The 24085-nt window shown below is 64.3% G+C and carries 20 protein-coding genes; 11 read left to right on the top strand and 9 right to left on the bottom strand.

Annotated features, from left to right (window positions below):
* Positions 1-158: 158 nt before the first annotated feature.
* Positions 159-1058 carry a transporter gene (locus tag IPK66_10615; GenBank protein ID MBK8175689.1) on the bottom strand — a complete coding sequence of 300 codons (900 nt, stop codon included), beginning with the start codon at positions 1056-1058 and terminating at the stop codon, positions 159-161.
* A gap of 304 nt (positions 1059-1362) precedes the next feature.
* Here IPK66_10615 and IPK66_10610 point away from each other — a divergent pair, with 304 nt between their 5' ends.
* Positions 1363-2346 (top strand): helix-turn-helix domain-containing protein, encoded by a 984-nt coding sequence (locus IPK66_10610; protein ID MBK8175688.1) that lies wholly within the window; start codon positions 1363-1365, stop codon positions 2344-2346.
* Here IPK66_10610 and parC read toward each other — a convergent pair.
* Both parC and recO read right to left on the bottom strand, forming a co-directional pair.
* Positions 2343-4574 carry a DNA topoisomerase IV subunit A gene (gene parC / locus IPK66_10605; protein MBK8175687.1) on the bottom strand — a complete coding sequence of 744 codons (2232 nt, stop codon included), beginning with the start codon at positions 4572-4574 and terminating at the stop codon, positions 2343-2345. The genes IPK66_10610 and parC overlap by 4 nt on opposite strands.
* 4 nt (positions 4575-4578) lie before the next feature.
* Positions 4579-5349: a DNA repair protein RecO gene (gene recO / locus IPK66_10600; protein ID MBK8175686.1), complete on the bottom strand. Its 771-nt coding sequence runs from the start codon at positions 5347-5349 to the stop codon at positions 4579-4581.
* A 274-nt stretch (positions 5350-5623) separates the two neighbouring features.
* Here recO and IPK66_10595 point away from each other — a divergent pair, with 274 nt between their 5' ends.
* Positions 5624-5851 carry a hypothetical protein gene (locus tag IPK66_10595; GenBank protein MBK8175685.1) on the top strand — a complete coding sequence of 76 codons (228 nt, stop codon included), beginning with the start codon at positions 5624-5626 and terminating at the stop codon, positions 5849-5851.
* 92 nt (positions 5852-5943) lie between these two features.
* Here the strand turns inward: IPK66_10595 and era are convergent, their stop codons facing one another.
* The 5 genes from era to IPK66_10570 all read right to left on the bottom strand — a co-directional run bounded on the left by era (position 5944) and on the right by IPK66_10570 (position 9632).
* Positions 5944-6918: a GTPase Era gene (era, locus tag IPK66_10590; protein MBK8175684.1), complete on the bottom strand. Its 975-nt coding sequence runs from the start codon at positions 6916-6918 to the stop codon at positions 5944-5946.
* On the bottom strand, positions 6908-7624 hold the full coding sequence (gene rnc, locus IPK66_10585; GenBank protein ID MBK8175683.1) for a ribonuclease III: 717 nt from the start codon (positions 7622-7624) through the stop codon (positions 6908-6910). Before rnc ends, era begins: the two co-directional genes overlap by 11 nt.
* A complete protein-coding gene (gene lepB / locus IPK66_10580; protein ID MBK8175682.1) occupies positions 7621-8355 on the bottom strand; it encodes a signal peptidase I in 735 nt (244 codons plus the stop codon). The genes rnc and lepB overlap by 4 nt, the downstream gene beginning before the upstream one ends.
* 87 nt (positions 8356-8442) lie before the next feature.
* Complete coding sequence (locus IPK66_10575) at positions 8443-8871, bottom strand: holo-ACP synthase (protein ID MBK8175681.1); 429 nt, start codon at positions 8869-8871, stop codon at positions 8443-8445.
* Positions 8868-9632: a pyridoxine 5'-phosphate synthase gene (locus tag IPK66_10570; protein ID MBK8175680.1), complete on the bottom strand. Its 765-nt coding sequence runs from the start codon at positions 9630-9632 to the stop codon at positions 8868-8870. Before IPK66_10570 ends, IPK66_10575 begins: the two co-directional genes overlap by 4 nt.
* A gap of 79 nt (positions 9633-9711) precedes the next feature.
* Here IPK66_10570 and IPK66_10565 point away from each other — a divergent pair, with 79 nt between their 5' ends.
* The 3 genes from IPK66_10565 to IPK66_10555 all read left to right on the top strand — a co-directional run bounded on the left by IPK66_10565 (position 9712) and on the right by IPK66_10555 (position 12537).
* On the top strand, positions 9712-10599 hold the full coding sequence (locus tag IPK66_10565) for a LysR family transcriptional regulator (GenBank protein MBK8175679.1): 888 nt from the start codon (positions 9712-9714) through the stop codon (positions 10597-10599).
* Between the two features lie 109 nt (positions 10600-10708).
* Complete coding sequence (locus tag IPK66_10560) at positions 10709-11311, top strand: glutathione S-transferase N-terminal domain-containing protein (GenBank protein ID MBK8175678.1); 603 nt, start codon at positions 10709-10711, stop codon at positions 11309-11311.
* Positions 11312-11340: 29 nt separating this feature from the next.
* Positions 11341-12537, top strand: coding sequence for a YbfB/YjiJ family MFS transporter (locus tag IPK66_10555; protein MBK8175677.1), 1197 nt, complete (start codon positions 11341-11343; stop codon positions 12535-12537).
* Between the two features lie 38 nt (positions 12538-12575).
* On the opposite strand, the gene IPK66_10550 is transcribed toward IPK66_10555, so the two are convergent.
* Positions 12576-13922, bottom strand: coding sequence for a glycoside hydrolase family 5 protein (locus IPK66_10550; GenBank protein MBK8175676.1), 1347 nt, complete (start codon positions 13920-13922; stop codon positions 12576-12578).
* Between the two features lie 353 nt (positions 13923-14275).
* Between IPK66_10550 and IPK66_10545 the strand changes: the two genes are divergently transcribed.
* From IPK66_10545 to IPK66_10520, 6 genes are all read left to right on the top strand, one after another.
* Positions 14276-15376 (top strand): GNAT family N-acetyltransferase/peptidase C39 family protein, encoded by a 1101-nt coding sequence (locus tag IPK66_10545; protein ID MBK8175675.1) that lies wholly within the window; start codon positions 14276-14278, stop codon positions 15374-15376.
* Positions 15376-17043, top strand: a complete 1668-nt coding sequence (locus IPK66_10540; GenBank protein MBK8175674.1) for a RimK family protein — start codon at positions 15376-15378, stop codon at positions 17041-17043. Before IPK66_10545 ends, IPK66_10540 begins: the two co-directional genes overlap by 1 nt.
* 504 nt (positions 17044-17547) lie before the next feature.
* On the top strand, positions 17548-19602 hold the full coding sequence (locus IPK66_10535; GenBank protein MBK8175673.1) for an AGE family epimerase/isomerase: 2055 nt from the start codon (positions 17548-17550) through the stop codon (positions 19600-19602).
* 51 nt (positions 19603-19653) lie between these two features.
* Positions 19654-21198, top strand: a complete 1545-nt coding sequence (locus IPK66_10530) for a thiamine biosynthesis protein ThiJ (GenBank protein ID MBK8175672.1) — start codon at positions 19654-19656, stop codon at positions 21196-21198.
* A 154-nt stretch (positions 21199-21352) separates the two neighbouring features.
* Positions 21353-23032 carry a thiamine pyrophosphate-binding protein gene (locus IPK66_10525; GenBank protein ID MBK8175671.1) on the top strand — a complete coding sequence of 560 codons (1680 nt, stop codon included), beginning with the start codon at positions 21353-21355 and terminating at the stop codon, positions 23030-23032.
* A gap of 121 nt (positions 23033-23153) precedes the next feature.
* Positions 23154-24047 carry an alpha/beta hydrolase gene (locus IPK66_10520; GenBank protein ID MBK8175670.1) on the top strand — a complete coding sequence of 298 codons (894 nt, stop codon included), beginning with the start codon at positions 23154-23156 and terminating at the stop codon, positions 24045-24047.
* The last annotated feature ends 38 nt before the right edge of the window (positions 24048-24085 follow it).

The following is a 24085-nucleotide window of genomic DNA, read 5'->3' as shown; positions in this document are numbered from 1 at the left end:
CGCATTTGAGGACCTTCTCGCCAGAGATTGTTCTCACTAAACACTGACTGGTCACGCGAAAAGGCCGTTCACATCCGCAGACTCGCGGCCACTGCCTCTGTGGCTTCGTTGCCACAGAGGAGGGTACGCGGCGGAGGGCATGATGTCGATAGGAGCGGCTAGAACACCTTCAAGATGCGGAAGTGCAGACCGAAAGTGTCCTGGAATCCGCCTTCGCTCCATACGTCGGTGCGCATCTGGGTCTCGAATTGCAAATCGGGCGTGAACCAATATTGGGTGGCCAAGCGGAGCTGCTGCGCTTGCGTTTGCGCCTTGGGGTCGGTTGTGCCAGAGATCCTCGTGTATCCGCCCCAGGTGGCCGAATAGCCAGGAGCCACATTCCACTCGGGCGTGATGTAGTAGCGGAGCCATGTCTGGAATTGGTATGAGGGATCCTGCTTCAATTTGTCATGACCGGGCCCGTACGAGTCGTTGTCACCATAGATGGTGGTATCGAAGTAGAAGTCGGCCGCCCAATTCTCGTCGAAATGCTCATTGTAGCCGAGCTGGATGGCGCCCTTCCAGCGGTTCTCGCCCGTGTTCAGCGCATTATTCTTGCTGTAATTGCCTACTGGAAGCCAGAGGAATGGGGTGATGCCGAACCAGCGCTTCTTCTCCTGATTATTGATGATCCAAAATGTGCTAGCGAGGATCATGTCGTAGAAGCCGCTGGCATCGTCCAGAGTGGCTCCCCCCAACTTGGCATTATCCTGCCAACCGTAGATCAAAAAGAACTGCGGGTCGGCGGTAATGCCGAAGATATCGACAAAGTGTACCGGACGAAGAATCCCCGTCTGTGTGTTCAGGCGGCTGTCCGAGACTTTGTCGCCGGAGCGGTCGTGGAACTGATCGTACCAGTCAAATAGACCATAGCCGATCAGTAAGCTGGTGCCGGGCGGTGCCGCTTCGTACTCGCCAGGATCGACGTCGACCGCCATGGCGTCCGGAGTTGCCATCGCCAGCAGCGCCGCACAAATCGCTCCTGCAGCGAACTTCCTGCCGAAGAGACAATTCAGCATCTGTTGTTCCTCCCCATATATTGTGTTTTGCGATGTATTATCGTTATTTAGAAATCGCTTCCTTTTGTCGTTCAATTGATAAAAGTGAATAATAACGTGCTCAGACGGCGTACTCTTGTCTGAGCGCGTCATCGGGTTGGATGACACGGACATGGAGCTTCGTACTTTCGTCGAACGCGAAGGACTTATACTTTCGTATGACTTTTTCCGGCGCATTAAGGCGTGTACAGAATTAGCTTGAACGGAAGCCGTTGCCGGGCGCGATGGCATCTACCGGATGCGTCGGGGTTGGCGGAGGACACGGATGCCCACGCCGGTACAACTGATCGCCAGCAGCGAGGTCGCGATGCTCTCGGGTGTCGTTGCCCATTCGCCCACGGCGCTCCTTTTGCCGCGCGAAAGCCTGCCCGAGGCCCACGCGCCACGCGAACGCCAGGCCGCTTCCGGCGCCAAGCGACCGATGCGACGCATGGTCGCCGATGGGTCGGGTTCGGTTTTGCCCGATCCTCGCCACGCCGGGCCGTGCTGCGTATTGATCCTGCAGGTCGAGGGGACGAAAACCATCGCCTGCGGCGATAGCGAAATCGCGTGCCGGCCGGGCGATCTCCTGCTGGTCGACTCCAGTGCAGCGATTACTCAATCCCCGGCGGGACGCTCACGGCAGATGGGTGTGCTGATGCCGCGCCTTGCGCTCCGCTCGTACGTCACAGCCGATCTCGTCACCGATGGCAGACCCGCAGCAAGGTTGATTGACGGTCGCTCAGCGATGGGTCGTATCCTGCGGGGACTGTTCGTCGCCGTCGCCGATGCCGCCGACGCCCTTCCCGGCTGTCAGGTGGAAATTGTTCGCGAGACACTCGCCGGATTGGCCGTGGCGGCGCTCGATGCGGAACAGCGCCGTCGCTCGCGCCGCCCGAGACGGACACAGTCGGCGCAGCGTCGCTGGCATGGCGTGCAGCAGCAGATCGCGTATCGTCTGAGCGACCCTGCGCTCAGCCCGGCGCAGGTCGCGGGCGCTTTGGGGATCTCGACACGCCACTTGCATCGGGTGTTTCGTGGCGCGGGAACGGCGTTCGGTCCCTACGTGCGTGCACAACGGCTTGAACGGTGCCGGGCCGAACTCGCCGACCCTGGCTGCGATAGCGAACCGGTCACCGAGATCGCCTTCCGCTGGGGCTTTTGCGACTCGTCACACTTCAGCCGCTGCTTCAAGGCGTCCTTCGGCCTGACCGCCCGCGACTTCCGCGCCCTCGCCCGGGTGAGGCGCCGCGAGGGCGAACTGACCTAGCCGTTGAAGCGGCCATTTGCCGGAAAGCCGCGCGGCACGGTATGGCCGACCTGCCCCCGCTTGCCGAGAAACGGGCGCAGGTCGGTTTCCGTCCGCGTCCCGCGCGCCGTCTGCCAGGAAAGGCCGTCGGCGAGGGCGAAGGTCGTCAGGTCGGCGAGGATTCCGTCGCGGTAGCGTTGCAATAGAACCCCCTTGCCGCGCCCCATGACCGGGAGTTCGGCGAGGGCGAAAACCAGCAGGCGGCGATTGCTGCCGACAACGGCCACGGCATCGTCACTCGCGCCGATCGGATGAGCGAAAGCGGTGCGATCCTCGCCGTCGGTGACGAGCACGACCTTGCCGGCGCGCGTCTGCGCCAGCACCTCCGCTTCGGCGACGACGAATCCCCTGCCCGCGGCGGAGGCGACAAGCAACCGACCAGCCTCGCGATGCGTGCGCAGCGCGATCGGCTCGAACGGATGCGGCAGATCGATCAGCAGGCGCAGCGGCTCGCCAAAACCGCGGCCACCCGGCAGCCGGTCGCAGCCGAGGGTATAGAGGCGCCCGTTGCCGCCGACGATCAACAGCCGGTCGGTCGTCATCGCATGGACGACGAACAACCCGGCGTCGCCCTCCTTGTAGCGGATTGCCGCAAGATCGGCGAGGTGCTCGGGGATCGCGCGCAACCAGCCCTTTTCCGAGCACACGATGGTGATCGGCTGGGCCGCCGGCTGGACCCGGGCGGGCGGGGCCACCGGCTGCGGCGCATCGGCAATTCCCGTGCGCCGGCGGCCGAGTTCCGTCTCGCCACTGAAACGCCGGCCGATATCGCGCACCTCGGCGGCGATCTTCCGCCACGTCTTCTTCTCGCTCGCCAGCAGGGTATCGAGCCCGGCGCGCTCGGCGAGGAGCCCCTCTTGCTCTTTGAGCAAAGTGATCTCCTCGAGTTTGCGGAGTTGGCGCAGGCGCATGTTGAGGATCGCATCCGCCTGGGTTTCCGTCAGCTCGAAGCGGGCAATCAGCGCCGCTTTCGGATCATCCTCCTCGCGGACGATGCGAATGACCTCATCGAGGTTGAGATGAACGAGCAGAAAGCCGGCCAGGAGTTCCAATCGCTGCTCGATCTTTCCCCGGCGGAACAGACTGCGCCGGTGCAGCACCACGCGCCGATGATCGAGCCACGCGCGCAGCAGCGACTTGAGATCGAGAACGCGAGGGGTGAGGCCGTCGGCGAGCACGTTCATGTTGACGGCGATGCGCACCTCGAGGTCGGACTGCCGGAACAGGTCGGCCATGATCGCCTCGGCGTCTACCGATCGCCCCCGCGGCTTCAGCACGATGCGCACCGCCTCAGTCGATTCGTCTCGGATATCAGCGAGGTAGGGCAGCTTGCGCTCGCCGAGCAGATCGGCCAGCCGTTCGATCAGTTTCGCCTTCTGCACCTGATAGGGGATTTCGCTGACGATGATCAGCGAGGCACCACCCTCGCCTTTTTCGACCTGCCAGCGGGCCCGTAGCCGCAACGAGCCGCGGCCGGTCCGGAAGACCTCGGCGCGGGTGGCGAAATCCTCGACCAGCACGCCGCCGGTGGGGAAATCGGGCCCGGGAAGCAGCGCGGTCAGATCGTCGATCGTCGCATCCGGATGATCGATCAGATGCACGGCGGCGGCGCAGATCTCGCCGGCATTGTGCGGTGGAATGCTCGTCGCCATGCCGACGGCAATCCCTGCGGCACCATTGGCGAGAAGATTGGGAAAGCCCGCCGGCATCACCACCGGCTCCTCGTCCTCGCCGTCGTAGGTCGGCCGGAAGTCGACCGCATCCTCGTCGAGGCCGTCCATCAGCGCTTCGGCGACGGCGGTCAGCCGCGCCTCGGTGTAGCGCATCGCCGCCGGTCCATCGCCGTCGATGTTGCCGAAGTTGCCCTGCCCCTCGACTAGCGGATAGCGCACCGCGAAATCCTGGGCGAGCCGCACGAGCGTATCATAGACGGCGACGTCGCCGTGCGGGTGATAGCGGCCGATGACGTCGCCGACGACACGCGCGCACTTCTTGAACCCGGAGGCGGGATCGAGACGGAGCTGGCGCATAGCGTAGAGCAGGCGCCGGTGCACCGGCTTCAGGCCGTCGCGCGCATCCGGCAACGAACGGCCGACGATCGTCGAGACGGCGTAGGTCAGGTAGCGCTCGGTCAGCGCGTCGGCGAGCGAGACGTCCTCGACGCGGCCCGCGGAAGGACTCTGCACCATTGGGCTAGCTCCTCGCGTCCGTGGGCATCGTCGGCGTGACGACCGGGCCGTCCGATCGGCGCGCCAGTTCCTGCACCAGGCGGCCGCGCGCCGCCGGCAGACCCTGGACGCGATCGCCGAAGACGAAGCGCCGCAGAAACGAGCCGGTCAGCGCGAGGCCCGATGCTACGTCAGCGATCGAGGCTGCCGATGCCGGCTCAACGAGGAACGCCGGCAGAGGCAGCAGGCGTTCCCTCCAAGCGGCGCCCGCCGTCGCCGTCACCGCGCGGCCGGTGCGCGGCGAGACGAACGCGAGCCCGTCCGTCGCACCCGTCAGGGCGCAGCGCGACAGATCGAGACCGTAACCCAGTTTACCCAGCAGAAACGCCTCCCATCGAACATAGGCACAGGCCCAGTCACCGTCGGTCTCGACCCCTTCCAGCAGCGCATCGAGCGCGGCAAACAGCTCGGGGAACGGCTCGCGCTCCGGCAACGCCTCTTCGGTGATCGCACAGGCGGAGACCACCGCGGCGAGGCGCAGGCGATCGGTGAGAACCGCCGGGGCAAGGCTGTGGCCGAGCTCGCAGTCGAGCGCGCCGAGCTGGTCGACAAGGCGGCCGCGCCAGCGGGCGACGACGCGGTTTCCTGCCTGCAAGGTGCCGCGAGCGCGGCGCGAGACGCCGCCGCGCACCAAGCCGGCATGGCGACCGTGAGCGCGCGTCAGCAGCGAGGCAATGGCCGCCGTATCACCATGCGGACGTGCGCTCAAAACGATGGCCTCCCCGCTCCATTCCATTGCCGTATCAATCGCTCCTGCCTGCCCGTGCCCGCTCGTCACGTTCGCTATTGTGCCTAAATTCTATGCACTCCAAAAGTCTGCACAGACATTCTCCCTTTGGTCATAACCCCTTGAAGACTCCGCAACTCTCGAGGCTGCCAGCGTCTTCGCCAAGTGCTGGCCCGCCTTGTGCATAAGCGCTACAGTGCGAGCCGTTTTGGACCGCCCCTGACAAAATGGCCGCCGCCAAAACAATCGCATCACAGGTCACCACAGGTAAGAGGAAGGTTCCGTGAGTGTTCACGACATCATGATCACCGAACCGCATCCGTCTCGCCGAGGATATTTTCATCGTCTGTACGCGCGTGTGCAGATCTTGAGTAGCGGAGAGCATTGGGTGTGGAGACAAATCGATGAGAACGGAGTACCGCTGACCGACGTCGAACGGTTTTTTGACAGCGAAGACGCCGCGCTCAGCGATGCCGTCGAACGGCTGAACGGGGTAGCCGTCGCCTTCTGACCCCGGTTGAACGGCGGGGCGCTGATCGTCCTCGCCGTTTCTGGGGCCGTTCCCTGGGCCACATCCCGGGGCCGTTGTGCGGCCGGCGTCGATCAGCCGGACGGCTTTCGTGGCGGAAACGCGAGGCCGTGCAGGCGAAAAAATCCCGGATCATCGCGCCATTTCTGGCGAATCTTGACGAACAGGAACAAGTGCACGCGGCAGTCGAGAATCTCCTCGATCTCGCGACGGGCGAGTTGTCCCACCTGCTTGATCCGCTGCCCGCCCTTGCCGATGACAATACCGCGCTGGGCTTCACGTTCGACGTAAATCACCTGCTCCAGCCGGATGCTGCCATCGGCGTTTTCCGTCCATGTCTCCGTCTCGACGGCGATCGAGTACGGAAGTTCCTGCTGGAGCTGCCAGAACAGCTTCTCTCGAGTGATTTCCGCCGCCAGCATTCGCGTCGGCATATCCGACGCCTGATCTTCCGGATAGAGCCATGGACCTTCGGGAACTGCCGAGGCAAGCCAATCGGCAACGTCGCCCACGCCATCGCCGGTCAGCGCCGAAACCATGAATACACGGGTAAAAACGCCGGTGGCGTCGAGGTCCCGGGTCAGCGCCAACAGGCGTGCCTTGTCGACCGCATCGATCTTGTTCAGCAGCAGAACCGCACGGCGGCTGTGTTGGCGGAGCCAAGCGACGACAAAGTCGGTTCCCTCCTGGGTTTTCCGGGTCGCGTCGACGACCAGCGCGATGCCATCGGCGCCGCGGGCGCCCTCCCACGCGGCCTCGACCATCGCCTGATCAAGGCGCCGGGAACCGCCCTGGCGTGGCTGGAACAGGCCGGGCGTATCGACGAGCAGAACCTGGCTCGCCCCGACGAGCGCGATGCCGAGCACGCGCGAGCGCGTCGTCTGCACCTTCGGCGAGACGATGGTAACCTTGGTCCCGACGAGCCGGTTGACCAGTGTCGACTTGCCGACGTTGGGCGCGCCGAGAATGGCGATGAAACCGCAGCGACGCACACCGCTGGCGCAGGCCCTGTCCAGGTCTTCGCTCGCTGCCTTGTCTTCACTCGTCATTGCGCAGGCTGACCTTCAACAGCAGCGCCTCGGCCGCCGCGCGTTCCGCCGCCCGTTTCGACGAGCCGGTGGCGCTGACCGGCTCGACGCCGTCGACGCGGACCTCGACACAAAACAGCGGAGCGTGCGGCGGTCCGCTGCGCGAGGCCTCGCGGTAGTGCGGCAAGGCGCGACCCTTGGCCTGTGCCCACTCCTGCAGCAGCGTCTTCGCGTCCTTGGGCGGCGCGGTATCACGCTCGACCAGTGGCAACCACAGACGTTCGACCACCGACTTCGCCGCGCCAAAGCCGCCATCGAGATAGATCGCGGCGATCAACGCTTCGCAGGCATCGGCGATCAGGCCGGGGTTGTGCCGCCCGCCGGCCTCCTCCTCGCCGCGCGACAGACGCAGACAATCGGCGAACGCCAATTCGCCCGCGACCTCGACCAGTGCGTCGCGGCGAACGAGCGCGGCATGCCGGCGGGCGAGCGCGCCGACTTCCTCGCCGGGGAACTTGCGATATAGCAGTTCGGCGACAACCAGACCGAGGACTCTGTCCCCAAGGAATTCCATCCGCTCGTTGCAATGCCGCCGACCGCTGCCGTCACCCTGGAAGCTTGAGTGCGTCATCGCCTCTTCCAAAAAGCGGCGGTGGACAAAGGTATAGTCCAGGCGCTCCTGCAGCTCGAGCAGACGGCGGGCGTGAGCAGGGCGGCACTCGTTCATTCGATGATCTGGAACAAGCGATCGAAACGCACGGTCTTGTACCAGTCCCAAAACGCCAGGGCCTCACCGTCGACGGAGAAAAAGATGACCCGGGCACGGCCGATGAGATTTTCGAACGGAACATACCCGACCTCGCTCAAGAAGCGACTGTCGCGCGAACTGTCCCGGTTGTCCCCCATCATGAAGTAGCTGCCTTCGGGAACGGTATAGACGCCGGTATTATCGAAGGGGCCGCTGTCGCTGATCTCAATGATCGGATGCTGGCGCCCGTTCGGCAGGGTTTCGATGTAGCGATGATAGGTTTGCGCCAGCGCCAGGCCGCTGTGAGCGATGAACTGGCCCGCCGGCTCGCGCTTGACCGGTTCGTCGTTGATGTAAAGCAGCCCGTTCTTGAGCTGGATCCGATCGCCGGGCAGTCCGATCACCCGCTTGATGTAGTCGGTGGTGTTGTCCGTCGGCAGCTTGAAGACAACCACGTCCCCCCGCTCCGGCTGGTCGGCGAGCAGACGCCCGGAGAACAATGGCATGCCGAATGGCAGCGAGTAGCGGCTGTAGCCGTAGGAATATTTCGAAACGAACAGATAATCGCCGACGAGAAGCGTGGGAATCATCGAGCCGGAGGGTATGCTGAACGGCTCAAACAGGAACGTGCGCACGACCACGGCGATGACCACCGCGTAAACGACGGTTTTGACGAGTTCCCAGAACCCGTTCGATTTGTTCGAGGCCATATGCCGATCTTTTTGTTCGAGATGATGACGAACCGCAGGGGACGTCTGCTTGTGCAGCGCGATCAAGCCATTCGTCGCCCATCGATGTCAAGGAATCGTCGCTGCGATGTCGCGCAATCGATGCGTGTGCGCCGAGATCACCACGATCGCATGGGCGAACGGGTATTCGTCGGTGAGCGAAAGTTCGATCGCCGCGGCGTGGCCGTCCGGCATCAGGGCGGCAAGCCGCCGGGCCGCGCCGCCGCTCAATCGCAGGAACGGCTTGCCGGATGCAAGGTTGTCAACCTCCATGTCGCGCCAGGCAACGCCCTGGCGAAAGCCGGTGCCGAGCGCCTTCGCGCATGCCTCCTTCGCCGCGTAGCGCTGGCTGTAACGCGCGGCACGATGGATGTGCCCGTCGCAACGCCGCCGCTCGATCTCGGTGAATACCCGCCGGCAAAAACGATCACCCCAGCGTTCGAGCGTCCGTTCCACCCGGCGAATGTCGAGAAGGTCAGTGCCGACGCCGATAATCACCGCACCCCGCCTGGCCCGTGACCGGCACCACCGTGCCGCGCCGCGTCCATCGCCGCCCGCATCCGCGCGATGCTTTCCTCAAGGCCGCAGAAGATCGCCTCGCCGATCAGAAAATGGCCGATGTTCAGCTCGACGATCTCGGTGATTGCCGCGACCGGCCCGACCGTTTCGTAATCAAGTCCGTGGCCAGCATGGCATTCGATGCCGAAGCCGTGCGCGTGTCTAGCTGCCGATTGAAGGCGGGAGAGCTCCGCCGCTTTCGCGTTAGCGCCGGCATGACACCAAGCGCCGGTGTGAAACTCGACCGCATGCGCGCCCATCGCCACGGCGGTTTCGACCTGAGCCAGAGATGGCTCGACGAACAGCGTCACCCGAATGCCCGCGCGCGCCAGGGCACCGACGAACGGCGCCAGGTGCACGGCGCCGCCAACCGCGTCGAGCCCGCCTTCGGTCGTGCGCTCCTGGCGATGCTCGGGCACGAGGCAGACGGCGTGAGGACAATGGTCGAGTGCAATCCGCAACATATCGTCCGTCGCCGCCATCTCGAGATTCAGCGGCGCCGGGACTTCATGGCGCAGCCGGAAGATGTCGTCGTCGGAGATATGCCGGCGGTCCTCGCGCAGGTGAGCGGTAATGCCGTCAGCGCCGGCGCGGACGGCTAGCAACGCGGCGCGGACCGGGTCCGGGTGCCGTCCGCCGCGCGCGTTGCGGATGGTCGCGACGTGGTCAATGTTGACGCCGAGGCGAAGATGCGGGTTCATGCGTCTGCCTATTGGCGAAGCCGGAGACGATGTCAAGTCTGCGACTGTTTCCGGCCGTTGCGCGTGGAGCATGCATGCGATGGATGCGGCGGACCTCAAGGTCTTCGAGGCGGTGGCGCGGTCCGGTGGAATGAGCCGGGCGGCGAGCGAATTGAACACCGTGCAATCGAACGTCACCGCGCGAATTCGCCACCTCGAGCAGGACCTCGCCACCAGCCTTTTCTATCGCTCGAACCGTGGTGTATCGCTCACACCGGCCGGGCGGCGGCTGCTCCCCTATGCTCAGCGCGTCGCCCGCCTTCTCGACGAGGCGCGGCGGGCGACACATGATGACGGCACGCCGCGCGGCCCGCTGGTCATCGGCTCGCTGGAGACGACGGCGGCGATGCGTCTGTCGACGTTTCTCTCCGTCTACGTCGCCCGCTTTCCCGAGGTCGACGTCGCGCTGAAGACCGGGACCAGCGGCGAGCTGATCGATCTGGTGCTGAGCGAGCGCATCGAAGGCGCCTTCGTCTGCGGACCGGTGCACCACCCCGACCTCGTCGAGGAACGCATGTTCCGCGAAGAACTGGTCGTGCTCACTGCCCCCGGCGTTGCCTCCCTCACCGCGGCTCTCGCCTGCCCCGGCGTGCGCATCATCGTCATGCGCGCCGGCTGCTCCTACCGGCTGTCGCTGGAGGCGCTGCTGGCGCACCGGGGAATCGTCGGCATCCGCCACCTGGAGTTCGCCAGCTTGGAGTCGATTCTCGCCTGTGTCGGGGCCGGGCTTGGCATCACCATGCTGCCGAAGGCGCTGGTCGAGCGGACGCTGAGAGACAAGCCGTTCGCGGTGCACCCGCTCGCGCCGGACGAGCGCATTGTCGAGACGATGTTCGTCCGCCGCCGCGACGGTTTCGCGTCAAGCGCCCTTGAGGCCTTCCTCAACCTTGCCCGCGCATCTGGCATCGTGGCCGCCGCCGCCGAATAGGCGGCTTTCCATCGCTATTTCAGATCGCCGTGATCAGATCTGTTCGTTTTGCCTGCTCGCGGAACGGCGCTAGCCTCGATGCGTCTGTCAAGCCGGAGACGTCTCGCTCATGCTGCTTTATTATTTGTCGCCCTCGCCCTATGCGCGCAAGGTGAGGATTGTCGCGCGAGAGCGGGCGCTGCTTGCGCTCATCGACGAGGTTGCCGCCGATCCGTGGGCCGAACCGACCGACCTCGTTGCCGCCAATCCGCTTGGCCGCATTCCCTGCTTGGTCACCGATGACGGCTGGCCGCTGTTCGACAGCCCGGTGATCTGCGCCTACCTCGACGCCCATCCACAGGCCGGCGGTGCGCAACTGATTCCCGCTGGCGATAACGGCTGGCGGGTAAGACGCGCCGAAGCACTCGCCGACGGGGTCATGGACCTTGGTGTCCTGCTTGCCGTCGAAAAGCGCAAGCCCGAAAGCGAACGCTCGCCGACCATGGCGGGACGCTGGCGCCGTCAGCTCGCCCGCGCCGTGGGAACGCTCCTGACCGAGGTCGAGGATCTGGGCAATGCCGTGAGCCTCGGTCATTTCGCTGCCGCCTGCGCCCTTGGTTATCTCGACTTCCGGCATCCCGACATTGACTGGCGCACCGGCAACGACGGCCTCGCCGCCTGGTACGCCGGGTTTGCCACGCACCCCAGTCTCGCCGCGACCGCGCCGCAGTGACCGCGCCGCTCGCGCTCGCCGGCGGCGGCATGCTGGCGCTGGCCGCCGGGCTCGGCATCGGCCGCTTTGTCTATACGCCGATTCTTCCGGTGATGGCGGGTGAGCTCGGGCTGAGCGGCAGCGCCGCCGGGCTCATCGCCTCTGTCAACCTGTTCGGCTATCTGTGCGGCGCGTTTGCCGCTGCCTCAGCACGTCTGCATGGATCGCGACCGTCCCGATCCCGTCGGGCCTGGGTGCTGGGCGCCCTTGCCGTCAACGTGCTCACCATGGCGGCGATGGCGGCCGGCGACGGCATGCCGCTGTTTCTGCTCTTGCGTTTCGCCGGCGGGGTGGCAAGCGCGTTCATCCTGATCTTCGGCTCGGCCCTTGTGTTCGACGAACTCGCCCGATCCGGAGCCCTCTCCGCTCGCCCGGGGCTTCCCGCCATCCTGTTCGCCGGTGTCGGTGTCGGCATCACCCTCTCGGCGGCGCTGATCGCCGCCCTGATCGAGGCCGGCGCCTCCTGGCGCGTTCTGTGGCTCGCGGCCTCGGCGCTCGCCGCGGCGGCCTCGATCGCCGCCATCCAGCTGTTACCGGCCGGTACGCCGCTCGCGCCGCAAGCCTCTTCCCCTGGCAGCGCGGCGCACAGTGGCGCAAAGCCATTCATCCGGCTGGTCGCGGCATACGGGCTGTTCGGTATCGGCTACATCATCACCGCGACGTTCCTCGTCGCTATCGTCCGGGCCGCGCCGTCGGCGGCAGTGGCGGCGCTCGAACCGCTCGTCTGGGGAATCGTTGGCCTCGCGGCCGTTCCGTCCGTTGCGTTTTGGGGCTGGATCGCGCGATGCTGCGGCGCACCTGCCGCGTTCGCCCTCGCCTGCCTTGCCGAGGCCGTGGGCGTCGCCGCGAGCGTGCTCGGGCCGAGCGCATACGCCATCGTGCTGGCCGCTCTGCTCTTGGGCGGGACTTTCATGGGAATTACCGCGATCGGACTGATGATGGCGCGGAGCCTGGCCGGTGAGGATCCCCAGCGGGCGATCGCGGCGGTGACCGTCGCCTTCAGCATCGGCCAGATCATCGGTCCGGCGTTCGCCGGCTTCGTTCACGACCGCACCGGCTCGTTTCTCATACCCTCGCTCGTGGCCGCGGCGGCGCTGACGGGCGCGGCGATCATCGTTTGCCTGCCCCGGCCGATCCTATCCAACCCTAATCGCGCTCCGTTCCCGCCCAGATCTTTTGCCCGCTGACAGATCGCCACCGTCGCCGCGATCGCGATGGCGCCACGTCATTGCGGTGCGACGAGCGGCCGCGCGCGCTGTTCGAGGCCGACGTCGGCCACGACCTGCATGAGGCCGAGCGCGGTCAGGTACTCACTATTCACCCGGCAGTGTTCGAACTTGATGTTGTTCAGGTAAGTCTCGACCGCCTTGGCGATCACCACCCGCGCCGGACGCTGGGCACGGACATGCTCGATCGTCGCCACGGGACGCGCAGCGAACGTCGAAATCGCCTCCCATTCGGCGCTCGGCGACACCGAAACCACCGCAGCAGACGTATCGAGGCCCTTGTACGGCCAGAATGCCCAGCCGATGTCATGACGCTCGAGCAACACGCGCATCGCCTTGATCCACGCGTTGCTGGCCTCGCCGGACTCCCCCATGAAGAGGGGCACGTCGTATTTGTTGCGGAACTCGATGTACGGTTGAATGGCATCGGGGGTCGGTTCGACCCAGTACTTATGGAAGCTGTAGACCAGCTTGTCATCGAACGGAGGGCCGAAGACGGAAAAGTCCGAGCCCCAACGGGTGCCCTCAATAATGATCAGATGGTTCGGATCGACCTCGCGAATGGCGGCGGTGATACGCTTGAAGAGAGGCTCGAGCTTGGGATTGAGCGCGGCAACATTCAGGTAGTCAGCGATCGGCTCGTTCAGAAGGTCGTAACCAAGCACCGCCGTCTCGCCCTTATAGCGCTCGGCGAGCGCGCGCCAGAGGCGGACCGTCAGATCCTGGCTGGCTGCGTCCTCATAGACATAAGGATAGCCCCAACTGTCATCCATCACCGAGCCGGTCTGTCCGCCGGGTGCCGCGTGCAGATCGAGGATGGCGTAAAGCCCCGCCTCGCGGCACCATCCGATCACTTGGTCAAGCAGGCGGTAGCCGACGCCCTCAAGCGCCGGCGGCAGGCCACTGCCGACGAACAGACGGTAGCTGAAGGGGATCCGCACCGCGTTAAATCCGCTATCCTTGATGAATTGGATGTCGTCGCGCGTGACGTACGAATCGCGAAACCGTCGCCAGAACCGACGTGTCTCAAGATCTCCCATCAACTGATTGAGAATCATGGTGATCGCCCTGGCCGAGCGCGCACCCTCGAAATCGAACAAATACCCCTCGGGGACAAGCCAGTTTGCAAGGTTGATCCCCTTGATCCGCAGCGGCTGCCCGTCCGGGGCAATCAGTGCCCGTCCCTTGACCGAGACGAACGGCGAGAATGCGGGCTTGAGCGATTCGCCGATGTCGGTGGCGGAATGATCGTTCTCTGGCGCGTTGCCGTCGCTGAGCAAGGGCGCGCTCGCGGCGTGCGTCTCGACGCCGGTTCCGCCAAAAAGCAGACTCGCGATAAGACACACAATAACCATCTTTAGCGACATTCTACGCGGTAACGTCATGATTTTCCTTCGTGCTGCCGGTTGTGGCACGAGCGTAGTGGTGTGAATCCCATTCGGCTGTCCTGATCGGGGCAAGTGGGGCTTTTGTGCGCTGGCTCCTCCGAGGCCCCCCCTCGAGGCGGGATGGTGTGTATGCCCGACCGGGAACCTTGGTCGTTATACCACGACCAGTCCCGGCGTCTGTGATGTTGCACCCCCTGCCCGCGCTGTTCCGGCTGTTATGTGGTCGGATCAGGTCAAAGTCGACGTCCGCATCGACAGTGGAGTGAACGGCGCTCGACAGGCGGGCACGGAACGTCCAGAACAGCGGGGTCATGATCCGCTCCGCGACCGCCGATGATCTTCCGGCGCTCATCGACATCGAGAACCGGGCCTTTGTCTCCGACCGCATCTCGCGGCGGGCATTCCGCTATCTGTTGTCGAAGGCGAACGCCGAGACGCTCGTCGAGCAAACGGATGCGGGGGCCGTGCGCGGCTACGCCATCATTCTGTTCAATCGCGGCACTTCGCTCGCGCGACTCTACTCGATCGCTGTCGACCCGGCATGTCATCGGCAGGGGGTGGGCGCCGCCCTCCTCATCGAGGCTGAGCGGGTGGCGCGCGACCACGCAGCCGCCTACATGCGCCTCGAGGTGCGCGCCGACTCGACGGTCAACCAAGCCTTCTACCGGGCGCACGGCTTTCGCGTCTTCGGCATGCAACCGCATTATTACGAAGACGATGTCACCGCCGTGCGCATGGAAAAATCCCTCGCCCTGCCGCCCGATCCGAGCCTGATTCGCGTTCCGTACTATCCGCAGACGCTCGATTTCACCTGCGGGCCGGCGGCGGTACTGATGGCGATGCGCGCCCTCGATCCTGGCGTGCCGTTCGACCAGACGACGGAAATTCGCCTGTGGCGGGAATCGACCACCGTGTTCATGACCTCCGGTCTCGGCGGCTGCAGTCCGGAAGGGCTCGCTCTCGCGGCGCAGCGACGGGGGTTTTCCGTTGAGCTTCACCTCAGCGACCGCGGTGTCCTGTTCGTCGATTCCGTCCGCAGCCAGCGCAAGCGCGAAGTGATTCGCCTGGTGCAGGCGGATTTTCGCGAGCAATTGGCCACGAGCGGCGTCACCATCGTCCTGCGACCGCTGTCTTTGACGGCGATGCGGCGGAGTTGCGAAGACGGCAAGATTCCCGTGGTACTGATCAGCTCGTATCGCTTCGATCGCGCCAAGCAGCCTCACTGGGTGGTGGTGACGGGCTTCGATGAAACCTACGTCTATCTGCACGACCCCAACGTCGACGAAGACCTCGACAAGACTCCCACGGACTGCATGCAAATCCCTGTTTTGCAAAGTGATTTCAGTAAGATGGCCCGTTACGGAAAAACGCAGCAGCAGGCCGCGCTGGTGATCGGCAAGGAGCGGATCTGATGCCCTTGCACGTGATCGTCGTCGATCGTCGCTCCGACTTTCCGTGGCCGGCGCCGAACCGTTTCGTGACGACGGCGAAGGATTTCGTCAGCGAAGGCGCCCGTCGCCTGCCGGCCTCTGCCCGCGTGGTCAACCTTTGCGGCGATCTCGGCTATCTCAGTCTCGGCTATTACGCCTCGCTGCTCGCCGAAGCGCGCGGCCACAAGGTGATTCCCTCCGTCGAGGTCGTGCTCGACCTGCACTGGAAGCGCCTGTTGCGCATTGCGTTGCCCGAGGCGAACGAACTTGTCCGCCGCACGTTTCAAGCGCCGCCGGACGCGGCTGCACCGATCAGGGCGACGATTTTCTTCGGCATTCCGGACGACGGCCGCCTGACCGTCGCCGCGCGCCGCATCTTCGAGCTGTTCCGCTGTCCGCTCTTGAGCGTCGATCTGAAGTACAAGAACGGCTGGACGATCGAATCGATCGAACCCATCTCCATTCGCGACGTTCCCGCCGATCAGAGCCCGCTGTTCGCCGAGGCTTTCGACCGCTACACGCGGACGAGCTGGCGCAAGCAGAAGACGGCGGTACCAGCCCGCTGGTCGATCGCCATCCTGCACGATCCAAAGGAGAAGCTGCCGCCATCGAGCCCGAAGGCGCTCGAACGGTTCGTGCGCGCCGGCGCCCAGCTCGGCTGCGACGTCGAACTGATCACCCGCGCCGACTACGACCGCCTTCTGGAATTCGATGCTCTGTTCATCCGCGAGACGACGGCCCTCGATAACCACACCTATCGTTTCGCCAAGAAGGCGGAATCCGAGGGTATGCCGGTGATCGACGATCCGCGCTCGATCCTGACCTGCACCAACAAGATCTATCTCGCCGAACTGCTGCAGGCGCACGAAGTGCCCTGCCCGCGCACGCTGATCCTCGATCGACGGCGAATAGGTCGCATCGAGCGTGAGCTGGGCTTTCCCGCGGTGATCAAGATCCCCGACGGCTCGTTCTCCCGCGGCGTCTTCAAAGCCGCCGACGCAGCGCAGCTGGCCGCCATCGCCGAGCAGATGTTCAAGGACACCGACCTGATCATCGCTCAGGAATACATGGAAACGCCGTTCGACTGGCGGGTGGGGGTGCTCGATCGCAAGCCGCTCTACGTCTGCCAGTACTTCATGGCTCGCGACCACTGGCAGATCGTCAAGCACGGCACCGCCGGAGAAGAACCCGAAGCGGGCTCGTGCCGGACCCTTGCCATCGATGCCGCCCCGCCGAAGGTCATCGACATCGCCACCCGTGCCGCGAGCCTCATCGGCCCAGGCCTTTACGGCGTCGATCTGAAGCAAACCGAACGGGGGGTTTTCGTCGTCGAAATCAATGACAACCCGAACATCGATACCGGCATCGAGGACGCTGTGCTACGCGATGATCTTTATCGAGCGGTGATGGGCGAACTCGTCCGCCGGCTGGAACAGCGCATGCGGCCGGGAAAGTACCGGGCGCCACCGTTCAGTCCCGTACCGAGCGAAAACGCTGCCTCGCATGCCGCCGACGGGGGCGTCGATTCCGACGCTTCCCGCCCTGCATCCCCTGCTGCATCTCCCGGTACACCGTCTGCCGCGCGACGTTCGACACGCAGCGAATCGCACGCCGCCGGCGAGGCGATACCGAACGCCGGAAATAATTGAAACAAGAAAGCCGCCGCCGTGACACGCCCCAGACACGCTTCACAGGCAGTGTAACCGGCGTCAGAGACATGCGGGATCGCGGTAGCGGAGGCGCCGGCCAGTCGGACATCGCCTCGCACCATCCCGGACCATTTGCGGAGAACCCTGCCATGCGCGTCGGTGGAAAGCGAATCCTGCCCATCAGCGAAAGTCTGGCTCTGCGGCGCGATGCCTTTCCCGGAACACCGAAGGCGAAACCCATGGTCGGTCAGCCTGACGGCATTTGCAACCGTTTTGGGGCACCGAGGCTTGCAATCTCTGTCGATGTTAGGTATAATTCGCGCCATAGAGATTAAGAAATCTCTAATCTTCTGCGCGATTTATCTATCGAGCAAATAATCACGAAATCGTGTGCGCCTATAGAACGCACATTGGTCTTGGGCGGTAGTGTAGAATTCCTTCAATCTTCGTGCGGTCGTTTCTCTACGACCGGTAAACGTCTGCCGTGGGGAGGTGGCATTTCCTATGTCGCTGAGCAGCTTTTATCAATCGCTGACCATCGCCGGTACCGTCATCGCGATCGATACGGGAAAGCCGTCGTTCTCCGTCAAGGCCCGTAGTGGTGATGTCTTTGAGGCCTTCGTCGGCTCGGAGACCTACTATACGGTCATGACCAACCTCGACCAGCAGGGTCGGGACCGGGTTCCAGACCCCGAGGGGGTCTCTCGAGATAACTCCGTCGTCTTCCAATTGCAGAAATACGCCGTTGTCGGACGTCCGGTGTCGGTCGGCGGTGTCTATCAGGAGAACGGCGGGCATTCGCGCTTCGAAGCGCGGACGGTCTATCTGCTGCACTCCGATCCGCAGCGCTATCTCTTCGAAGAGACACACTGGTGGCTGTCGCAGGTCACACAAATGGCCGATCGCATCCTCGATCACCTGTTCGATGCGCGACGCAGCTACACCATCGATGATTTTTCCAAGTTCTATCGCACCAACCTTAATATCCTCGGTCAACACACCGACGATACGGTGCAGGAATGCGCGGTACTTTCCCGCCTCCTTTACGATCTCTCCTCCGCATACCTGATGACCGGCGCCGAACGCTACTTCCTGGCAGCGAAGGCGGCGATGAACTACATTCGCGAAGCCTTCCGCAGTCTGAGCCACGACGGCGAATACTGCTTCTGGGCCTACGGCCGCCGACGCAATCAGGAAGGCGAGAAGGGCGAGACGCTGCTCTTCGCCTCGCACGGGCCCGACGACGTCGGCACTATTCCGCTCTATGAGCAAATTTATGCCCTCGCCGGCCTTACCCAGTACTACCGCATTACCCAGGACTGGGAGGTGCTGGAAGACATCCGCCGCACGGTGAACAGCTTCCAAGCCTACTACTGGGATCCGCCGGCAGCGACCGAGAAAGGCTTCGCCGGCACCGGCGGCTACTATTCGCACCTCGATCCGGCGACGATGCGTCCCGACGACCCATCGATGGGCGACAACTGTGCCCAGAAGAACTGGAACTCGGTCGGCGACCATATTCCCGCCTACATGGTCAACCTGATCCTGACCCTCGATCCGCTGCCGCAGGGATCAGCCCGCGGGATGCTGGAAGAACTGTTCAAGAGGTGCATCGGCATCCTCGAGGAAACGTCGTCGCTGATTTGCGAGAAGTTCCCCGATCCGCAATCCGACTACGTCAACGAGCGCTTCCATGCCGACTGGACGCCGATCCATGACTACCGCTGGCAGCAGAACCGGGCGGTGGTCGGCCACAACCTGAAGATCGCCTGGAACCTGACGCGCTGCGCCTATTATTTCCAGCTCCAGGCGAAGCGGGCGCGCGACGGCGGGCGCGGCAACGATGCCACCGGCTACGACAAGCGCTCGCAGACGTGCCTCGACGTCGCCCGGCGCCTCGCCGACCGCATGGGCGAGGTCGGCCTCGACAAGATCCGCGGCGGCATCTTCGACTGCGTCTACCGCGAGCCGACCGGCGGCATGCCGACCCAGTTCGCATTGGGTGCCACCAAAGATTTCTGGCAGCAAGAGCAGGGCATCCTCGCCTACCTCATCCTGCATGGCGCCACGACCAACGATAAGCAATACCTGGAGCTGGCGCGCGAAAGTCAGACATTCTGGAACCTGTTCTTTCTCGATCGCGAACGGCAGGGCTACTATTTCCGCACCACGCCGGACGGCCTGCCGATCATCGACGGCCAGTACGGCATGAAGAGCAGCCACGCCATCGGCTATCACGCCTTCGAGCTCGCCTACCTCGCCCACGTCTACACCCGTGCCTTCGTCTCCGCCGGCGGGGGCAGCGACAACAGCTTCTGCCTCTATTTCAAGGTGATCCCCAATCCCAATCTGACTTCGATCAACGTGCTGCCGGACTTCATGCCTCCCGGCAAGGTCGAGATCTGCCGTATCCGCGCCAATGGTCTGGATGTGACCGACGCCCGCAAGCCCGCAGACGTCAACAACTTCCAGATTCCGCTCACCGGTCTGACGCCATCGACCGACGGCATGATCGAACTTGCCGTTTCGTTCAAGGGACTGGGCTCGTCGACGACCTAACGCCGATGCGGCTCGCAAAGACGCTCAGACGCAATACGCAAGAGGCAGGACATGACCGATAAACCCCTTGCCGGCAAGAAGGTCGCCGTACTGGTTGAAGCCCAGTACATTCCCGGCGAGATCAAGATTTATCAGGAGCGGTTCGCCAGCTACGGCGCCACCGTCGATCTGGTATCGCGCCTGTGGGGCCAGCCCTCTCAGCGCTTTTACAGCACGGTCGAGCCGGGCGTCATCGATCAGCCGGAATGGCTGGAGGTCACCAAGGACGTCGATGCGGTCAACCTCGACGACTATGCCGCCGTCGTCGCCGCAGCGAATTATACGACCGTGCGCCTGCGCTACTCGGAGCGCGAGATCACCACCGGCAACGCCGCCGAGGTGGCACGCAACGCGCCGGCGGCGCGCTTCTTCCGCCGGGCGATGCAAAATCCGAAGATCATCAAGGGGGCGCCCTGCCACGCCCTGTGGCTGCTCACTCCCTCGCCCGACCTGCTCGCCGGACGCAAGGTGATCTGCAATCCCGTCGTCCTCGCCGACGTGATCAACGCCGGCGCCATCTACACCCCCTGCCCCGCCGGCACGCCGCAAGCCTACCAGGTGGTGATCGACCGCGACTTGGTGACCAACCCCGGCTGGCACGCCTCGGACGCACTCGTCGATGCGATCAAGGATCTGATCGTCAATCCGCCGGCGGCCGTCCAGTCCGATCCTCCGCCGGCCGTGCGTGTTACGCCTGGCGAGCGCCGCATTCTCATCGTCCTTTCGGAATGGGGCTACTGGGGCGAAGAGCTGGTCGGTCCGCTCGGCGAGTTCGACAAGGTCGGTTACAAGGTCGACTTCTGCACCCCCAACGGACGCCGGCCGAACGCCATCCCGGTGAGCTGGGACCCGACCTTCTTCGATCCACCGCTTCAGCGCCCGGTGACGTCCGACAGCATGGCGGCGCGCGTCATCGAGATGGACGATCCGTCGACGGTTCAGGGCAAGCGGCTGGAAAATCCCATTAGTCTTGCCGACTGGTTCCCGCAGCGGCCCTACTTCGCCGCGCCCACCTTCGTGCGCGGCCTAGAGGCGTACAACCGCCTCAGGGTCGATGCCGAGCGCGGAATCGAGAAATACGACGCGATGCTGATCGTCGGCGGCTCGGGGCCGGTGGTCGACCTCGTCAACAACCAGCGGGTTCATGACCTGATCCTGGCATTCCTCGCCGCCGGCAAGCCGATCGGCGCCGAGTGTTATGGCGTCGCCTGCCTCGCCTTCGCCCGCGATATGAACATGCGCGAGAGCATTATCCGCGGCAAGCACGTCACCGGCCATTGCCTGGAATACGACTACCAGGACGGCACCGCTTTCGTGCAGGCACGCGGCCAGTTCCTCGATTTCAACATGGGTCCGCCACCTTACGCGCTTGAGTTCATCCTGCGCGACGCGACCGCGCCCGGTGGCGCCTACCACGGCAACTTCGGTCATCCGACGAGCGTCATCGTCGATTATCCGTTCATCACCGGACGCTCGACACCGGATAGCATCCTGACCGGACAGAAGATGATCGAGGTCCTGGACGGCAATCCGCCGCTGCGCCGCTGGGGCTGGTAACGCTGACCCGCCGGTCGGTGAGCACAGGCATGCGACCTATCGCCAGGCGATTACCGGCCTGCGATCACTGGCCTGCGATCACCCGGTATACGATCACCGGCCACCCCCGCTCGCGGGGTGGTCCATCGTCCACGCGGAGACAGGAGCGAGCGCCATGACGAGCGCAAACGGGCACCGCAAGCTCTTGGAGCAGATCCACGCCGAGGGCGTGACTTATCTATTCGGCAATCCAGGATCGAGCGAGGAAGGCCTGCTCGACGAAATCTCCCGGTTTCCCGAGCTCCAGTATATCTTGGGCCTGCAGGAGGCGGCGACGATCTGCCTTGCCGACGGCTATGCCCAGGCGACGCAGAAACCGGCGATCGTCCAGCTTCACTGTAGTGTCGGGACCGGTAACGCCATCGGCAGCATCTATCACGCCTGGCGACGCAAGACGCCGATGGTGGTGATATCGGGCGAGTCCGGCGCCGAGTTCGATCCGCTGGAAGCGCACATGTGGGTTGACCTCGTCGGCATGACCCGCCCGGTAACCAAGTACGCGGCGCGTGCCACCCATTCGTCCAGCCTGCTGCGGTTGTTCCGCCGCTGCTACAAGATCGCCGCCACCCCGCCCTGGGGTCCTGTGTTCATGTCGATTCCGCAAGACGTGCTGGATGCCGCGAATGACGAACCGGTGATCCCCACGACCCTGCTGGAAACGCGATCAGCCCCTGATCCGGCGCTGATCGCCGATGCTGCGGCACTCCTGTCCGGCGCCGAACACCCGCTGATCATCATCGGCGACGGCGTCTCCCACGCGCGCGCCCAGGGCGAACTTGTCTGCCTCGCCGAAACCATGGGCGCTCCCGTCTGGGGCTCGATGGCCTCGGAACTGATGATGCCGCACTCGCATCCGCTCGATGCCGGCAGCATGGGGCACATGTTCGGCACGTCGAGCGGGCGGATCGTCGAAAACGCCGATGCCGTTGTCATCTGCGGCACCTATGTCTTTTCCGACGTCTTCCCCCTCGTCACCAATCCCTTCCGCGCCGATGCAAAGATCGTCCACGTCGATCTCGATACGCACGCGATCGCCAAGAACCATCCGGTGACCATGGGCCTCGTCGCCGATCCGAAGCTGACGCTCGGCCAGCTCGCCGCGGCGCTCAGCGCGTGCATGACCGACGCGCAGAAGGCGGCGGCGAAAGATCGCATCGCGGTGGCGGCCAAGGCTAAGGAGGAGGCGCACGCCCGCGCCGTGGAGCAGGACCGGGCGCGGCGCGATGCCAGCCCGATGTACATGGCCGCCTTCGCTGAACCGCTGGCCGCAGCGCTGCCGAAGGACGCGATCGTCTTCGACGAGGCGCTCACTCATTCACCCGAACTGCAGCGCTACTGGCGGCCGGACGAGCCCGGAAGCTTCTTCTATACGCCCGGCGGCACCCTCGGTGTCGGCATCCCCGGTGCGGTCGGTCTCAAGCTGGCCCATCCCCAGCGCACGGTCGTCGGCTTCACCGGCGACGGCGGGGCGATGTATACCTATCAGGCGCTGTGGACTGCGGCGCACTACCGCATCGGCGCCAAGTTTGTCGTCTGCAACAACCGCAGCTATCGCCTGCTGAAGCAGAACCTCGTCGCCTACTGGCACGACCGCGCGGTCAATCCGCCGAACTTTCCGCCGCCATTCGACATCCATGAGCCGGGCATCGACTACGTCGCCATTGCCGCCGGCCTCGGCGTTCCGGGCGTGCGCGTATCCACCCCGGACACGGTTCCGGGGGCGATCCGTGCCATGCTCGATCACGACGGCCCGTTCCTGATCGAGCTGACCTTGGAGGACGGCGTGCCGCGCTAAGCCCGCGCACCGTAAAAGGCAAAACACTCAGGCAGAGAGACAAAACCCATCGCATCGAAAAGCGGTAGCGCATCGGAGCGGCAATCAGCCCGATGCCGGCGCCGCGCCGGAGGAGCAGGTCATGCATACGAACACGCTCTATAACGGCCGGGAGTGGAACGTCGAGCTCGATCGGCGAGCCAAGGTGAACAACGCCGATCTGCGTTATACCGTGCTGGGTGAGGGCGAGCCCGTCTTCTGCATTCACGGCACCAGCATCGCGGACAGCCTGATTACGCCGTTGCGTTTCTATCCGCCGCTGTTCGAGGACTACCAGCTCATCACCTACTACCGCGCCGGATATAACGGCAGCACTCTGGAAAAGAGCGCGCTCAGCATCGAAGAGGGCGCCGAGCACGTCAAACAGATGCTCGATCACCTCGGCATCGCCAAGGCGCACATCCTCGCCTTCTCCTTCGGCGGCGTCATCGCCTTTCAGTTCCTGCTCTCGTATCCCGAACGGGCGCACTCGGCGATCCTGCTCGAGCCGTATCTGCCGCGCGAGGAACCCGCGGCGGTGCAGGCGAACATCGACGCCTACAATCAGGCTATGGTGTTCTACAACGCTGGCGAAAAGCTGCGCGCCGCCCAGCGCTACATGGAACTCGTCTGCGGCCCGAGCTTCCTCGGCTCCGTCGACATGACCAATCCGCTCGACGTCTGGCAACGAGTCGAGGCGTGCGTGGACACGACGTTCAACGTCGACTTCGCGGCGATCAACAACTGGGGTTTCCGCATGTCGCAGGCCGACAGCATGGTCTCGCGCAAGCCGCAGATGCCGATCCTCGCGGCGATGGGCCTGGACAGCGAAGCGGCGATGCCCGGCTTTCGCGAAACCCAGCGGTTCTTGATGAGCTGGCTGCCGCAGGCCGAGCGTTGCGCGATCATGAACGCCACCCATGGCATGCAGAGCATGAACCCGCTTGCCGTCGGCGAAGGCATCTACGCGTTTTTGAAGCGGCATCCGATGTCCTGAACCGGCACGGAGCCCGGACCGTCTGAACCTCAACGTCT

It is taken from the genome of Rhodospirillales bacterium (assembly GCA_016712595.1).
Classification (GTDB): Bacteria; Pseudomonadota; Alphaproteobacteria; order Rhodospirillales; family Defluviicoccaceae; genus Defluviicoccus.
The sequence above is the reverse complement of the archived record's forward strand: the minus strand, read 5'-3'. Positions and strand labels throughout refer to the sequence as shown.